Source organism: Pirellulimonas nuda (assembly GCF_007750855.1).
GTDB lineage: Bacteria > Planctomycetota > Planctomycetia > Pirellulales > Lacipirellulaceae > Pirellulimonas > Pirellulimonas nuda.
The window spans coordinates 6,605,552-6,618,662 of sequence record NZ_CP036291.1 but is presented as its reverse complement, the minus strand read 5'-3'; the positions used below and the strand labels follow the sequence as shown (position 1 = coordinate 6,618,662).

The following is a 13,111-nucleotide window of genomic DNA, read 5'->3' as shown; positions in this document are numbered from 1 at the left end:
GGCTTGAATGAGCGCCGCCTAGGGCGCCATGGCTCCGTCCGGTCGCGGCGAGGGCCCCGCGAAGCAGGCACGCGGTGATGCGGTCTCCCGCTGCCAACGTGTGTGGTGCGTCGTGCAGAAGGATGTCGCTGCGTGCCGTTGGGCCGAAGCCACAAGCATACCCGATTTGGGCCGCCTCCGGGAGGCGCCGAAGCCCATTTTCACGCCTGGGAGGCTTGTCCCAAGTTCCGGGCGCATAACGAGATACGGCTAGTGGCCTGATCAATTTCGGCTTCCTGCGTCAGGGCCCCCACGCTCAGCCGAATGGCGCCCCGGATCTGGGCCTCCGGCAGCCCCATCGCCCGCAGCACGTGCGACGGCTCGCCCGACCCGCTGGCGCACGCAGAGCCGGTCGAACAAGCCACGCCGGCCAGGTCGAGCGCCATGCACAGCGCCTGCCGATCGATCCCAGCAAACGCCAAACACAACGTGTGCGGCAACCGCGGCGCATCGGCCCCAATCACCACAACCCCCGAACATTCCGCAAGAACAAGCCGCGCCAACCGGTCCCTTAACCCCGTTAGCCGCGACGCGCTAGCGGAGCGATCGGCGTCCCACTCAAGCAGCGCGGTCTCCATCCCGACCGCCAGCGGCACGCTCTGGGTGCCGGGCCGGCCCCCCGGCTGGTAGCCCCCCAGCAACCAGTCTCCCAGCTCGTAGCCGCTGCGGACCAGCAGCCCGCCGACGCCTACCGGTCCGTGCAGCTTGTGGGCCGTGAACGCCAGGCTGGCGACGCCCAGCGCCGCGAAGTCCACCGGCGATTTGCCGACCGCTTGCACCGCGTCGCAGTGCAGCGGCACGCCCCGGCGGGCGCACAGGGCCGCTAGTTCGGCCACCGGTTGAAGCACGCCGGTCTCGTTGTTGCCCAGCATGAGCACCGCCAGCCGCGTGTCGGGCCGCAGCAACGCCTCGGCGCCGCGGATGTCGACCCGCCCCTGTTGGTCGGCCTCCAGCCAGTCGATCGTCCAGCCCTGCTGCGCCAGGTAGGCCAGCGGCTCGAGCACGCTGGGGTGTTCGATCCGCGACGCCAGCACGCGGCCCGGCGTGGCGCACCGCCGCAGCGGGCCGAGGATGGCGTGGTTGTTCGACTCGGTGCCGCCGCTGGTCAGCAGCAAGCGGTCCGCGCGGGGGCCATCGATGCTGGCGCCCAGGGCGCGGGCGATGCGCTCGCGGGCCTGCTCCAACCGCCGCCGGGCGCGTCGGCCCGCTTCGTGCTGGCTGGCCGGATTGGCCGCAAACTGGGCCGCGGCGTCGGCCATCGCGCGGCCCGCGGCCGGCAGCAGCGGCGTGGTGGCGTTGTGGTCGAGGTAGATCAGAGGGGCCATGAATCGATTGTAACCGCCCGGCCGGCGACCGGTTTTCGCCAAGCTGACGTTGTCGTGCGCGGGGTGGGGGGCTTATTATCCGCCGCGCCCCGGTCGTCCGAAGTGGGGGGACCGTTGTGTGCTCCGGCGGCCGATGCCGACGGCTCGCCAGCTTGATTCAACCCGTTTGGTGCAGCGATGGCCGATACCCGCAGCGACAAAAAGCACGCGTCTAACCCGTTTCAAACCCTGGCGCGGGCCGTGATCATGATGGGGACGCTGGTGGTTGGCGCCCTGGCGTGGTGCGTGTACGGTCCCCCGCCAGAACAGCTTGCGCCGCTGCTGAACAAGGCCAACCAACTGGTCAACCAGGCCCTGCGGGGCGACGCGTCGGGGCCGGCCGGGGCGCCCCACTCCGACACGCTGGCCGCCTGGGACGACCCCGAGGCCGCCCTCAAGATGCTGCCCACCGACGCTTGGCCGTCGGCGCCGGAGCTCGCTGCGGCGCCGGCCTTGGCGGGCGACCCGGCCCTCGGCGCGCCCATCCGGCAGCTTGAAGAGTTGGGGGCCCACGAAGTAGCGGTCGACGCCTGGGGCCAGAGCGGCCTGTACCGCTGCCGGTGCGTGGTGCCGGTGGCCGGCAGCGTCGATTTCCTGCGGAACTTTGACGCCGTTGAGTCGACCGCCGATCTTGCCGCCCAGCGTGTGGCGGCCGACATCCGCGCCTGGCAAGCGGGCCGATGAGGCGCCCGTCGTCAGCGGCGCTGCGCGCCGCACCGAACCCTGCTGCGGTGGGCTGGCGTTGGCGGCAGCGGCTGGCCGCGGGAGGCGCGCCCCCGGCGCCCCAAACGCCGGGAGACGACCGCGTGCAGCGGCTCGAAGCGGTGCTGTTCCTGGCCCGCGAGCCCCTCACGCTGGGCCGCCTGGCGACGCTGGCGAGCCTGGCCGATGCGGGCGAGGTCAAGGCGCTGGTGCGCCGTTTGCAGCAGGCCTACGACACGGCCGGCAGCGCGCTGGAGATCCAGCAGGTAGCCGGCGGCTACCAACTGCTCACGCGGGCGAAACTGGCCCCATGGCTCAACCGGCTGACCGACCGCGAGGCGGACCCCGTGCTCACCCCTCCCGCCCTGGAAACCCTGGCCGTTGCCGCGTATCTACAACCGGTGGTGCGGGCCGAGGTCGAGGCGATCCGCGGGGTGCAGTGCGGAGAGCTGCTAAGGCAGTTGATCGACAAGGACTTATTGCGTATCGTCGGGCGCTCCCGTGAGCTGGGTCGCCCCTTGCTCTACGGAACGACGCGTCGGTTCTTGCAACGCTTTGGGCTGCGGGACCTAAGCGACCTGCCCGCAGCAGACCGTCTGCGCCGGCAATCGCCGACGTCGAACTAACTTGGCTCGAACACATCCGGGAATGGACTGCGAGGGGGAAACGGAACATGAGCGCTACGTTGGTGAATCCGGACGACTTGGTCGCCGACAACCGTCCTGCGTGGGCCGCGGTAAGCGGGGCCCTCGCCGATTGGTCCGGCGCTAGCCGGGCGGTCGAATTCGCGTTGGACGAAGATGAAGACGACTACGATGACGACGAGGAAGAGGACGACGACGAGTACGAAGACGAAGATGAAGATGAAGATGACGACGAGTATGAAGACGACGATGATGAGTACGAGGACGATGAAGAAGACGACGATGACGACGACGATGAAGAGGTCGAAGACGAAGAGCTAGAGGACGAGGAAGACGAAGAGTGGGAAGAGGTGGAGGACGACGAGCTCGACGAGGACGACGACGAAGAAGAAGAGGATGACGAGCTCGACGACGAGGACGACGAAGAAGAGTACGAGTACGAAGACGAAGAGGAAGAAGACGAAGAGTACGAAGACGACGACGACGACTAACCGTCCGCCGCCGTTGCGCAACACGACGCCATCCCAGGCCGTCCCGAGCTCGCGCCGGGTCGGCCTGTTTGTTTTCTCCCCAACGCGGCGCCGCGAGGCCGCTGCGGGGGGCCTGTTGGTTGCTGCTTCCCCCGGGCCTAGCGCGTCATGCCGCTCCGCATCCTGCACGTCTGCCGCTGCGCCGAAGACCCGCTGCGGGGCGATACGCTCAGCGCCCTGGCGGGCCAGCGGTCGCTGACGCAGCACACCGTGCAGCTCGGCGGAGCCACGGGCGCGGGGCGTTGGTCGCTGGCCAAGCTGCGCAGCGCAGCGCGGCGGTTCCGGCCAGACGTGGTGCACGCGTGGGACGCCGATTCGGCCGTCGCGGCGACGCTGCTAACCGGACGCGCGCGGCGCGTGGTGGGGCTCGGCGCCGACGCCGACCTGCGGCGGCTGCCGCGCACGCCGGCGTTGCGCTGGGCGCTGCGTCGCGCCGACCGTGTGGTGCTGGGCGCCGAGGCCGCGCGCCGCTGGGCGCTGCGCGCGGCGCCGCGGCTCGACCCCGCCAGGCTGCTGGTGGCGCCCGACGCGGTCCGGCCGACCGGGGCCCTCGCCGCGGCGACGCGTGACGAGGCGCTGGCGCGGATCGCGGCCCCCGCCGACGCGCGGCTGATCGCTATCCCGGCGCCCCTCGAGGCGCCCTGCCGCGTGACGGAGCTGTTGTGGGCCGCCGACCTGCTGCGTGTGGTCTGCGACGAGGTGCGCGTGCTGGTGCTGGGCGCGGGCCCCTGCCGGCGCGACCTCATCCGCTTCGCCAGGCTGGCGTGCGACCTCGAGCACATCCGCTTCGCCAGCCCCGGCGCGGACAGCGCTTGGCTCTGGCCGCACGTCGACCTGGTGTGGGACGCCGGGCGGTGGCTGTGCCCCCCGCGTTGGCTGCTAGAAGCCCACGCCGCGGGCGTTGCGATGGTGGGCGCCGACGCGCCGGGCGTGCAGGAGCGTTGGCCCGACGGGGCCGGCTTTTCCTCGGCGGCGGTCGGCGTGCACGAGCGGGCAGACCGGATCCGCGCCACGGTGGCGGCGCTCGCCTGCCAGGCGCCCCCCTGGCGCCCGAGGGGAGAACAGTCGGTGCAGACGCTCGAAGCCGCCGCGACGCGGCTAACCGAGCTCTACCATCGGGCAGCCGAAGGTCAGTCGGTCGCGTCGCCGGGTCCGCGTCCCGCGTGACGGAAGCAAGACGTGTCGATCACCGGCGGGCGCCACGCGGGCTCCATGCCGTCGGGCACGTACTCGCCGACGAACCGACGCCGCTTCTCGCTGTGCGTCCACCGATCGCGGATCACCGCACAGGCGTCGGCGATCTCCGTCGGGGAGGGCATGTAGTCGATCCGCCGCAGGTCGTCGGTCGACCCCAGGCCTAGGTCCAACGTGGCGTCGTCAGCCAACCAAAGCATCGTGATCTCCGTTGCTCGAATCGGTCGAAGGAAAAAAGAGGCCGGACGCCGATCGTCGGGGGGCGATGGGCATCGGGTAGATCGACGCCGGCCTCGGCATCGTCGCTTGGCGCCAGGGCCGCTGGCGACCGCACGGGACGAGTATGCAAGCACTCTGTGTAGAAACGGCGTAGGCCGAAAAAAGATCGCGAGAAGAAGCCCCAAACGACCCCCATTGCGGCCCGCATCCTAGGCGGGCGGGCGGCGGAGATTGCGTTCACACCGCACTAGGGGGGCCGGGGGCCTCGGGTTAGAATGCGGCCCTCTTCTCTCGACGCACACCCATGGATTGGAGCACACCCGCGATGAAAGACGTCCTCGCTGTCGTTCTGGCCGGAGGCAAAGGCTCCCGGCTAGAGCCGCTAACCCGCGACCGGGCCAAGCCGGCCGTGCCGTTCGGGGGCTCGTACCGGATCATCGACTTCACGCTGTCGAACTGCCTGAACAGCGGGGTGCGCAAGATCCTGGTGCTCACCCAGTACAAGGCGATGAGCCTCGACCGGCACGTGACCCTGGGCTGGCGGAACTTCTTGTGCCGCGAGCTGGGCGAGTTCATCGACGTGGTGCCGCCGCAGCAGCGGATCGACGAGAAGTGGTACCAGGGGACCGCCGACGCGGTGTACCAGAACATCTACGCGCTTGAGAAGGAGCGCCCGCAGCACGTGCTGATCTTGGCCGGCGACCACATCTACAAGATGGACTACGGCCGGATGCTGGCCGCCCACGCCGCCAACAACGCCGACCTGACGATCGCGGCGCTGCGGGTGGACCGCAAGACGGCCGCGGGGCAGTTCGGCGTGATGCAGGTCGACGAGAACGACCGCGTGATCGGCTTCGAAGAGAAGCCGGCCGACCCGAAGCCCATCCCGGGCGACCCCGACCACTGCCAGGCGTCGATGGGGATCTACGTGTTCAACACGCCGCTGTTGTTCGACGAGCTGTGCAAGGACGCCACGCTGCCGGAGAGCGCGCACGACTTCGGCAAGAACATCATCCCCTCGATCATCGACTCCAAGCGCGTGTTCACGTTCCCGTTCAAGGACGAGAACCGCAAGGCGGACGCCTATTGGCGCGACGTCGGCACGATCGACTCGTACTTCCAGGCCAACCTGGAGCTGATCGACGTCGAGCCGCATTTGAACCTGTACGACGACCACTGGCCGGTCCGCACCTACCACCCCAACCTTCCGCCGGCCAAGTTCGTGTTCGGCAGCGAGGGCGCCGAGGCGCGACGCGGCGAGGCGATCGACAGCATCGTCTGCCCCGGCGCGATCATCAGCGGCGGGCACGTGAACCGCTGCGTGGTGGGCCCCGGCGCGCGGGTGAACAGCTACGCCCAGGTCGAAGAGTCGATCTTGTTCGCAGGGGTCAACATCGGCCGCCACGCCAAGGTGCGGCGAACCATCATCGACAAAGAGGTGAGCATCCCCGAGGGCGCGCGCATCGGCTACGACCACGAAGAAGACCGCCGCAACGGCTTCACCATCTCCGAAGAAGGGATCGTGGTGATCGCCAAAGGGGAAGGGATGCTGGAGGACGGCTAACGCCACGTAAAAGCGACCCAACGCGAGCCGGGGCGTAATTCTTGGGTTGGTTTGACCCACACCTTAGCGTTTCAATCGTGTTATACTTGGTACATGGAAACGATTTCTCGCAACACGACCGATCTGGCGGCGGACGAACGGACCGCCATCGAACACATGCTTGGCGCACCGCTGGATGAGAATCAGCGTGTTGTTGTGCAGGTGTTCGACGCGGACGAAGGGTGTGGCGCGGCTCCACCCCGCACCGCTGCTGACTACGCGATTCTGGCAGATCTAGACGCCGGAGAAGCGGACCGTCTCGTCGACGCCATGCTGCTGCGATCGCTCGGCCGGGACAACGCTCTGTGATTGAACCCTCTCTGCTGGATACGGATATTCTGTCGGATATTCTTAAGGGGCGGAACCAAGTAGTCACCGACAATGCCGACGCCTACCTCAAGCTCCACGGCCGGTTTGCGATATCCGACTTCACCCGTTTCGAGGTTGTGCGGGGCCTGCGGTGGCAAAAGGCGACCGCGAAGCTAACCTCCTTCGACCGGCTCTGCCAGTCGATGATCATCTTCCCCGTCACGGCTAAGATACTTGATCGAGCGGCCGAGCTGTGGGCAGACGGGGCCTCGCAGGGCAAGCCAAAGATGGACGCCGACCTTATCATTGCAGCAACGGCGCTCATCCACGGGCGAGTGCTAGTGACCGGCAACGTCGGCCATTTCGGGTCCATCCGGGTTTCTTGTGGGTAGAAAAGCCTCAGCTCGGGCTCGAAGAAAGGGGCCGCCCCTCCCTCCTTCCCCGTCGCATCGGCCCTGGGGAGCGGGGCGAGGCCGATGCGACGGTGAAGGAGGAAGGGGCTCGGGAGACTTTGCGCATAGGGTTTTTTGGATCAGAGCGGGTTCTAGCCCCTTCGTCGTCGCTCTCGCATCGGCCGTCACCCCTACTGCGGCCGATGCGAGAGCGGCGACGGAGGGGCGCCCCCTTTGTTGGAGCAGGAGCGGAGGTCGGAATCCTTCTACCCACAAGAAACCCGGATGGACCACCTCTTTCGGAAGCTCAGCAGTGGTGCGGATTTGAATATCGATGGCGTCGGTATCGTACGTCACGCAGCGTTTTGAGATGGAGGCAATGTGATTGCGATTCAAGCAAGCGCTGTTGCTTCGCCACGAAGAGTGGAAGAACACCACGTGGTCAGGATAGACCACGATCAATCGGTTGCCGACCCGCATGCGAGACCGAAGCAGAGCCGAAAACCCGCCGACCATAAAAACGAGCAGCAGGACCCACCTATGCGAGGACTTCTCGATTCCCAACCCATCGCGCCCCAGTCAGACAGCAGGTGACAGGCCATAGCCACCAAGGCGATAAGGGCAATTGCCAAGACAACTAGCAATGCCCAGTCCCTTGATTTGACGGTGACTATGGGAGAGCCCGGATACTTACTGGTTGTATCGTGATTTGTAGGCATGGTCACGCGATGCCCGATAAGAAACCGACCCGTGCCCATGTTAACTAGCGCAGTCGGTTTAGGCCTACGGCTTGATTTGCTCGCGGGCGAGGCTGCGGACCTCTTCGCTGGGATCGGCCTTAGCCAGCTCCGCTACCCGCTCGGCGTACGCCGCGCCGGCGGGGCCGAGGTCGCGGATCGCCAGCAGCGTTTGGATCCGGCAGCCCAGCTCCTTCGAGCCCAGCGCCTCTTCAAACACGGGCCGCACCGCACGCAGCACCTTGGCGTCGCGCGGCGCGATCCGCGCCAGCGCCCACGCGGCCGCGCAGCGGTCGAAGGCCTCGGCCTTCTCGATCCGGGCCAACAGCGCCGGCACCGCCTCGGCGGCGGCCGGGCCGATGCTGCGCAGGGCGAAGAGCGCGCTCTCGCGTACGTCCTGGTCGTCGCTGGCGAGGTTGGCGACGATGTCCAGCGTCGCCTCGCCGGCGGCGGGGCCGATGGCCGCCAGAGCGAACTGCGCACGGACCGCCTCGCCGGCGTCTTCGCTCGCGGCCAGCGGCGCAAGCTCGGTCGCGGCGGCGGCCGCCTCGGGGCCGAGCCGGCCCAGCACGTCGATCGCCAACGCCCGCAGGTGGGGCTCGCCCAGCGCCCGCGTGGCGGCCGGCGTGGCGTCCGCGCCGAGGCTCGCCAGCGCCTCGGCCATCAGCTCGCGTCCGGGCTGGACGTCCCCCTCGCGGGGCGCGGCCGGGCTGCTGGCTAGTTGTTGCATGATTGCGTCGCGGACCATTTGCGGCGGGGCGTCGAGGCTCTTGAGCCCCGTCGCCGCGGTCAGCCGGACCGTGCTGATGGGGCTCGAGAGCCGCCGCACCAAGACCGACACCGCGCGCTGCATGGCGTCGGGGTCGTCCGGGTGCAGCCGGGCCAGCGCCCAGCTAGAGACCATCGACAGCATCGGGCTGGGGTCTTTCACCGCGGTGCGGAGCCAGCCGCTGGCGGAAGAATCCCCCAGCGAGCCCAGCGCGTAGGCGGCCGCGATCCGCACCGGGTTCTCCGTGGCGCGCTGGGCGCGGGCCTCGATGGCGGGCGCCGCGGCGACCGCGGCGGGGCCGATCTCGGCCAGGGCCACCAGCGCCTGCTTGACGTTGAGCGGGTCCGCAGACTCGGCCACCACCTTGGCCAGCGCGGCGGTGGTGTCGGCGGCGTCGGGGCCGATCTGGGCGATGGCCACCGCGGCCCAGTACGCGGCGCGGTCGCGCCCCAGGGCCTCGATCAAGAGCGGGGTCGCCTTGGCGCCCGACTCGACGACCGCCTCGACCACAAACGCCATGGCCGACTCGTTGTCCGACTCCAGCACCTTCTCGATCGCCTCGACCAGCCGCTCCGGCGGGACCGCCAGGCTGCGCAACACGCGGATCGCGTTCACCGCCACCCGCTGGTCGGGCGAGGCGGCCTGGGCCACCAGCAGGTCGATCGCCTCGGGCGAGGCCTCGCCGATCCGGGCCAGCGCGATGGCCGCGTGCGACTGCACCACGGGGTCTTTATCGGCCAGCAGCGTGACCAGCGCCTCGCTCTCGGGCTTGGTGGGCGCCCCGCGCAGGCCGATGGCCCGGGCGGCACGCCAGCGGAGCTGGGCGTTGTCGCTGCGCGAGAGCTCGACCAGCGTGTCGCCGGCGAGCGGCGTGTCGCTCGAGGCGAGCGCGTCGACCTCGGCGTAGCGCTGGGCGTCCGTGGGGCTCAACTGCCCCCAGGCCGCCACGGGGGTCCACAGCAGACAAACCAGCACACACCAGCGGGCGAGGAGCATCGGGGGCGTCTCGAGTTGAAGAGCTCAGGTGAACCGCCCAGCCGCGGGCGAGGGGTTTCCAGGGACCGGGCCCCGCTCGGCGGGGCGGGCGCCTCCCCAGCGGGCCGGCAGGCGGGGCCCGCCCGACGGTGGTCGGCTAGCCCAGGTTGTCTTCTAGCTCACGGTTGAGCTTCAGCAAGAAGCGGAGCGAGTCGCGGACCATGGCTTCCGAGTAGGCTTCTTTGTCTTGCGTCACGGCCTCACGCCAGTCTTTGATGATCTGCTGGGCGTCCAGCGTGTCGTCTACCGGCAGCATGCCGTACTGGGCGCGCTTGGCCATCAGCTCGTCCATCGCCCGGCGGTAGTTGTCATAGCGTTCGGTGGCCAGCAGCGCGGGCCAGCGTACGGCGCCGGTGGTGGGGTTCAGCTCTTCGGTGGTGATGGCTTTGAGCTTCACCTGCGTCAGGCGTTCTTGCCGTTCCAGAGAGTCCTTGTAGAGCTTCTCTTCCATGTTCTGGTTGTAGATGTCGCGCCGCTTCCAGTAGGTCTCGACCGCCTTGACCCGGTTATCCAGGTACTTGGAGCGGGCGTCTTCGTTGTTGATGCGGGCGGCGGAATCGAGCAGGTTCTTCTGCCCCTGCGCCTGGATCACCTTGGCCATGCCGCGGGCGTAGCCCTCCGCGGCGGTCGACGCGCGGTAGCCATACCCGTAGCCCCCGCCGCCGTATCCGTAGCCGTTGTAGTAGGGGCGGTTCCCGTAGTACCCCGAGTAGTACTGGGCCGCACAGTCGCTTGCGGCGAACCCCAGCAGCACAGCGGCGGTCACGATTGTTCTAGCGGCGATCATCTCTGCTTCCCTCGCGTTTCGGACTGGCCCTGACTTGCTGTACGCGGTCCAAAGTCCTGCGTTACAAGTTTCGCACGCCGCGGGCGAAAATAAACCCCTGGAGCGGCGGAAAAAGGGGGGGCTCCCCGGTAAAACGTGCGAGAATCCCGCACGGCGCGCTCCGGACGGGCTAAATCCTCCAAATTGCCAAGCCGCCAAGACGCCGCGGGCGCCAAGCCGCGCCCAAAAAAAGAGAACGGGCCGCGAATCGTCGCGGCCCGTTCTTCTGTCTTGCTTGGCGCTCGTGGCGTCTTGGCCGTCCTCCGGCCCTACCGCCCGTCCATCCCCAGACGCATCTTCAGCTCTTCGAACTGGTCGATGAACTCTTCGGTCGTGGAGTGCACGTGCTCTGCCTCGGTGATGAACTTCATCTCCTCGCGGCAGTCGACGTGGTGGTCGATCAGGATCGACTCGTAGGGGGTCAGCACCTCGCCGTACACGATCAGCAGCTTGTGCTCGTCTAGCTGCACCTCTTGCGGGGTGGCCGGGTTCAGCACGGCGATGCCGGTGCAGCCGTCGTGCACCAGCAGGTCTTCAAAGTCCCACAGCACGCTCTGCAGGATCGGCATGTCGATGTGTTCGCGGTACAGGTCGGTGTGGGCGCCCCCTTGGGCGCGGTGGCTGGTCTCCAGCACCACATCCACCACCTGCCCCAGCGGCAGCAGCAGCTCCATGAACGTGTCCATGATCCGCTCGCGGCTCGCGGCGGCCATCAGCACGGGCACGTCGCTCTTCGACTCGGGGTCGCGGTAGCGGTCGTGGCGGAAGCCGGCCGACGGGACCACCTCGAGGTCGTAGCTGGGCCGGACGGCGTCGCTCAGGCAGAAGCTGCCGTAGCGATAGACCCCCAGGTGGGCCTCCAGCTCTTCCTCGGTCAGGCGGTCGAAGCTGCTGAGCTGGCGTGAGGGCGCCTGCGCTTCGTCGGTGACGTTCGTGAAATAGTCCTTCAGGAAGCCCATCGTTTGGTCGTCTCTGAACACGGGGAGTGGGTCGGTTTCGTACACGCAGTAAATGGGGAGACAACCCAGGCGCCTCCTAGCAGCCGGCGGGTCTGCACAACCGTAGGTCACGCGCGCCAAGTCCAAACCGCCAACAACCCCGCCGGCCAGGAAAGGGGGGCGCCCTCCGCGCCAGAACCGGCACGACCCAACTCGGTTCCGATTACGCGGTTGGGCGGTTGCCCAGAGGCAACAAAGCCGCGGGAAAAGCGTCGAGAATGCTCAACCCGGAGGGGGGCGACGCAGAGGGAACCCGCAGCAACCGGGCGGGGGCCGGGGCGTCCCCGCCCCCGGCGCGGCTGGGAGGGACGCTCTGCTCTGACGCGCCGGGGGCGGAGACGGCTCGGCTCACGCGCGGAACCGCCTCATTGAGGCTTGGGCGTGTTGCGTTGGCACTTGACCAGCGAGGTGACCGCCATCGCGGTGCCGTACTGCTGGTGGTAGTTGTAGAAGGGATAATCCCACCAACTGCCGTCCTTCTCTTGCAGCGGCAGCAGGATGTTCGCCAAGTGGTCCTGAAAGTAGGGCCTGTCCTGCTCCGGCAGCTCCTCGATCGAGAGCGCCGCGTAGTAGTGCCCGTAGTAGTAGAAGTACCCCGCCACGGCGAAGTGCGACTCGTGCGGCACCGGCCGCTTGCGGCCCATCCCCAGCCAGCCGTTGCGGGCAAACAGCCGGTTGAGCCAGGTCTCGATCACCGCGTCGGTCACCCTTGGGTCGCCCCAGCGCCGCAGCGCCAGGTTGCAGGCCTGGCTGCGGCCCAGGCTGCCGGCGGGCCGGTTGATGTCGTACCGGGGCGCCATCTTCAGGTACTCGCCGTAGGCGTAGCTGAAGTCGGGGTAGCGTTGCCGCTTGATGGAGGCGATCGCCCGGTCGATCATCTTCTGCGGGAACTCGACCCCCTGCCCCATCGCGTCCTTGAGCGCCACCAGCGCCGTGGCGGTGGTGAAGCTGAACGGGGCGTCGCCCGGCTTCTGGGTGCCGTAGTCGAAGTCGTAGTAGCTCCATCCGCCGGCCACAAACTCGTAGCGCGCCAGCATGTCGGCCTGCGTCTGCATGGCCCCGAGCAGCGTGGCTTGCAGCTCCGGCTTCCCCTCGGCCCGGCGGCGCAGGTCGGCCAGCCCCTGCAGCGAGTAGGAGTGCCCCCACACGTTGTACAGCGCGTCGGGCGTGGCCCGGCGGACCCGGTCGAGGTGCTCCAGCAGCCAGGTCTGCCCCTTCTCGATCGCGGCGTCGGCGCGCTCGGCCCGCTCGTCGGTGAGGGTCGGTTCTGCGTTGACCAGCGCCGAGAGCGCCAGCGCCGAGACCGCCGCCTGGAACGCGTAGTGCGAGCCCGGAACCGGGGCGAAGATGTTCAGCCCCTTGGTGTTCTCCGCGCTCCCCCAAGCGCCGTCGGGCCGCTGGTCGGCGAGCAAGAAATCGACCCCGCGGTCGATCGCCGACTGCACCTGGGCCGCGCTGGGCGGCACGATCGCCTCGGGCTTGGGGCCCTGGGTCGCCAGCGGGGAGTTCTTGGTCGGCTCCTCGGCCCCGGCAATGGGGGTTAACAACAGAGCTGCCCAGACGACTACCGAGAGACGCATCAGCTTCTGACACAACATTCGCGTTCTCGTTTGAAGGAAGGTCTCTCGCGGAGGCGCAGAGGCGCGGAGGGAGGAAATGACCCATGACCAACCTGGTCCTGTTGGTCACTCGTTTCTACTTGGTGGACTGAGGTTGGGGGGGACACAGTCTGCCGCTTCTTCCTCTGCGT

General features: G+C 68.3%; 13 protein-coding genes. 7 read left to right on the top strand and 6 right to left on the bottom strand.

Going from position 1 to position 13,111, the window contains the following annotated elements; all coding sequences use genetic code 11:
* Positions 1–200 precede the first annotated feature (200 nt).
* On the bottom strand, positions 201–1,364 hold the full coding sequence (locus Pla175_RS25730) for a cysteine desulfurase family protein (protein WP_145291933.1): 1,164 nt from the start codon (positions 1,362–1,364) through the stop codon (positions 201–203).
* Between the two features lie 177 nt (positions 1,365–1,541).
* Here Pla175_RS25730 and Pla175_RS25725 point away from each other — a divergent pair, with 177 nt between their 5' ends.
* The 4 genes from Pla175_RS25725 (at position 1,542) to Pla175_RS25710 (ending at position 4,446) form a co-directional block, all read left to right on the top strand.
* Positions 1,542–2,087, top strand: a complete 546-nt coding sequence (locus Pla175_RS25725; protein WP_145291932.1) for a hypothetical protein — start codon at positions 1,542–1,544, stop codon at positions 2,085–2,087.
* Positions 2,084–2,731 carry an SMC-Scp complex subunit ScpB gene (gene scpB / locus Pla175_RS25720; RefSeq protein ID WP_231954085.1) on the top strand — a complete coding sequence of 216 codons (648 nt, stop codon included), beginning with the start codon at positions 2,084–2,086 and terminating at the stop codon, positions 2,729–2,731. Before Pla175_RS25725 ends, scpB begins: the two co-directional genes overlap by 4 nt.
* A gap of 47 nt (positions 2,732–2,778) precedes the next feature.
* Entirely contained in the window at positions 2,779–3,240 is a 462-nt protein-coding gene (locus Pla175_RS26390) for a hypothetical protein (protein ID WP_197527164.1), read from the top strand.
* Positions 3,241–3,387: 147 nt separating this feature from the next.
* Positions 3,388–4,446 (top strand): glycosyltransferase, encoded by a 1,059-nt coding sequence (locus Pla175_RS25710; protein ID WP_145291931.1) that lies wholly within the window; start codon positions 3,388–3,390, stop codon positions 4,444–4,446.
* On the opposite strand, the gene Pla175_RS25705 is transcribed toward Pla175_RS25710, so the two are convergent.
* Complete coding sequence (locus Pla175_RS25705) at positions 4,410–4,673, bottom strand: hypothetical protein (RefSeq protein ID WP_145291930.1); 264 nt, start codon at positions 4,671–4,673, stop codon at positions 4,410–4,412. The two genes, Pla175_RS25710 and Pla175_RS25705, sit on opposite strands and share 37 nt — an antisense overlap.
* Before the next feature lie 344 nt (positions 4,674–5,017).
* On the opposite strand from Pla175_RS25705, the gene glgC reads away from it, so the two are divergent.
* The 3 genes from glgC to Pla175_RS25690 all read left to right on the top strand — a co-directional run bounded on the left by glgC (position 5,018) and on the right by Pla175_RS25690 (position 6,996).
* Entirely contained in the window at positions 5,018–6,256 is a 1,239-nt protein-coding gene (glgC, locus tag Pla175_RS25700) for a glucose-1-phosphate adenylyltransferase (RefSeq protein ID WP_145291929.1), read from the top strand.
* A 93-nt stretch (positions 6,257–6,349) separates the two neighbouring features.
* Positions 6,350–6,604, top strand: coding sequence for a hypothetical protein (locus Pla175_RS25695; protein WP_145291928.1), 255 nt, complete (start codon positions 6,350–6,352; stop codon positions 6,602–6,604).
* The gene (locus tag Pla175_RS25690; RefSeq protein WP_197527163.1) at positions 6,601–6,996 is read left to right on the top strand and encodes a PIN domain-containing protein; all 396 of its coding nucleotides are present in this window, start codon (positions 6,601–6,603) and stop codon (positions 6,994–6,996) included. The genes Pla175_RS25695 and Pla175_RS25690 overlap by 4 nt, the downstream gene beginning before the upstream one ends.
* 783 nt (positions 6,997–7,779) lie before the next feature.
* Here the strand turns inward: Pla175_RS25690 and Pla175_RS25685 are convergent.
* The 4 genes from Pla175_RS25685 to Pla175_RS25670 all read right to left on the bottom strand — a co-directional run bounded on the left by Pla175_RS25685 (position 7,780) and on the right by Pla175_RS25670 (position 12,959).
* Entirely contained in the window at positions 7,780–9,498 is a 1,719-nt protein-coding gene (locus Pla175_RS25685; protein ID WP_145291926.1) for a HEAT repeat domain-containing protein, read from the bottom strand.
* A gap of 136 nt (positions 9,499–9,634) precedes the next feature.
* A complete protein-coding gene (locus tag Pla175_RS25680) occupies positions 9,635–10,324 on the bottom strand; it encodes a hypothetical protein (protein WP_145291925.1) in 690 nt (229 codons plus the stop codon).
* 308 nt (positions 10,325–10,632) lie between these two features.
* Complete coding sequence (locus tag Pla175_RS25675) at positions 10,633–11,343, bottom strand: hypothetical protein (RefSeq protein WP_231954078.1); 711 nt, start codon at positions 11,341–11,343, stop codon at positions 10,633–10,635.
* Positions 11,344–11,726: 383 nt separating this feature from the next.
* Entirely contained in the window at positions 11,727–12,959 is a 1,233-nt protein-coding gene (locus Pla175_RS25670; protein ID WP_145291924.1) for a hypothetical protein, read from the bottom strand.
* Between the last annotated feature and the right edge of the window lie 152 nt (positions 12,960–13,111).

Bases quoted from the DNA above. Each gene is read 5' to 3' on its own strand.
- Pla175_RS25730 (WP_145291933.1), bottom strand. From the start codon at position 1,364: ATGGCCCCTCTGATCTACCTCGACCACAACGCCACCACGCCGCTGCTG.
- Pla175_RS25725 (WP_145291932.1), top strand. From the start codon at position 1,542: ATGGCCGATACCCGCAGCGACAAAAAGCACGCGTCTAACCCGTTTCAA.
- scpB (WP_231954085.1), top strand. From the start codon at position 2,084: ATGAGGCGCCCGTCGTCAGCGGCGCTGCGCGCCGCACCGAACCCTGCT.
- Pla175_RS26390 (WP_197527164.1), top strand. From the start codon at position 2,779: ATGAGCGCTACGTTGGTGAATCCGGACGACTTGGTCGCCGACAACCGT.
- Pla175_RS25710 (WP_145291931.1), top strand. From the start codon at position 3,388: ATGCCGCTCCGCATCCTGCACGTCTGCCGCTGCGCCGAAGACCCGCTG.
- Pla175_RS25705 (WP_145291930.1), bottom strand. From the start codon at position 4,673: ATGCTTTGGTTGGCTGACGACGCCACGTTGGACCTAGGCCTGGGGTCG.
- glgC (WP_145291929.1), top strand. From the start codon at position 5,018: ATGAAAGACGTCCTCGCTGTCGTTCTGGCCGGAGGCAAAGGCTCCCGG.
- Pla175_RS25695 (WP_145291928.1), top strand. From the start codon at position 6,350: ATGGAAACGATTTCTCGCAACACGACCGATCTGGCGGCGGACGAACGG.
- Pla175_RS25685 (WP_145291926.1), bottom strand. From the start codon at position 9,498: ATGCTCCTCGCCCGCTGGTGTGTGCTGGTTTGTCTGCTGTGGACCCCC.
- Pla175_RS25680 (WP_145291925.1), bottom strand. From the start codon at position 10,324: ATGATCGCCGCTAGAACAATCGTGACCGCCGCTGTGCTGCTGGGGTTC.
- Pla175_RS25670 (WP_145291924.1), bottom strand. From the start codon at position 12,959: ATGTTGTGTCAGAAGCTGATGCGTCTCTCGGTAGTCGTCTGGGCAGCT.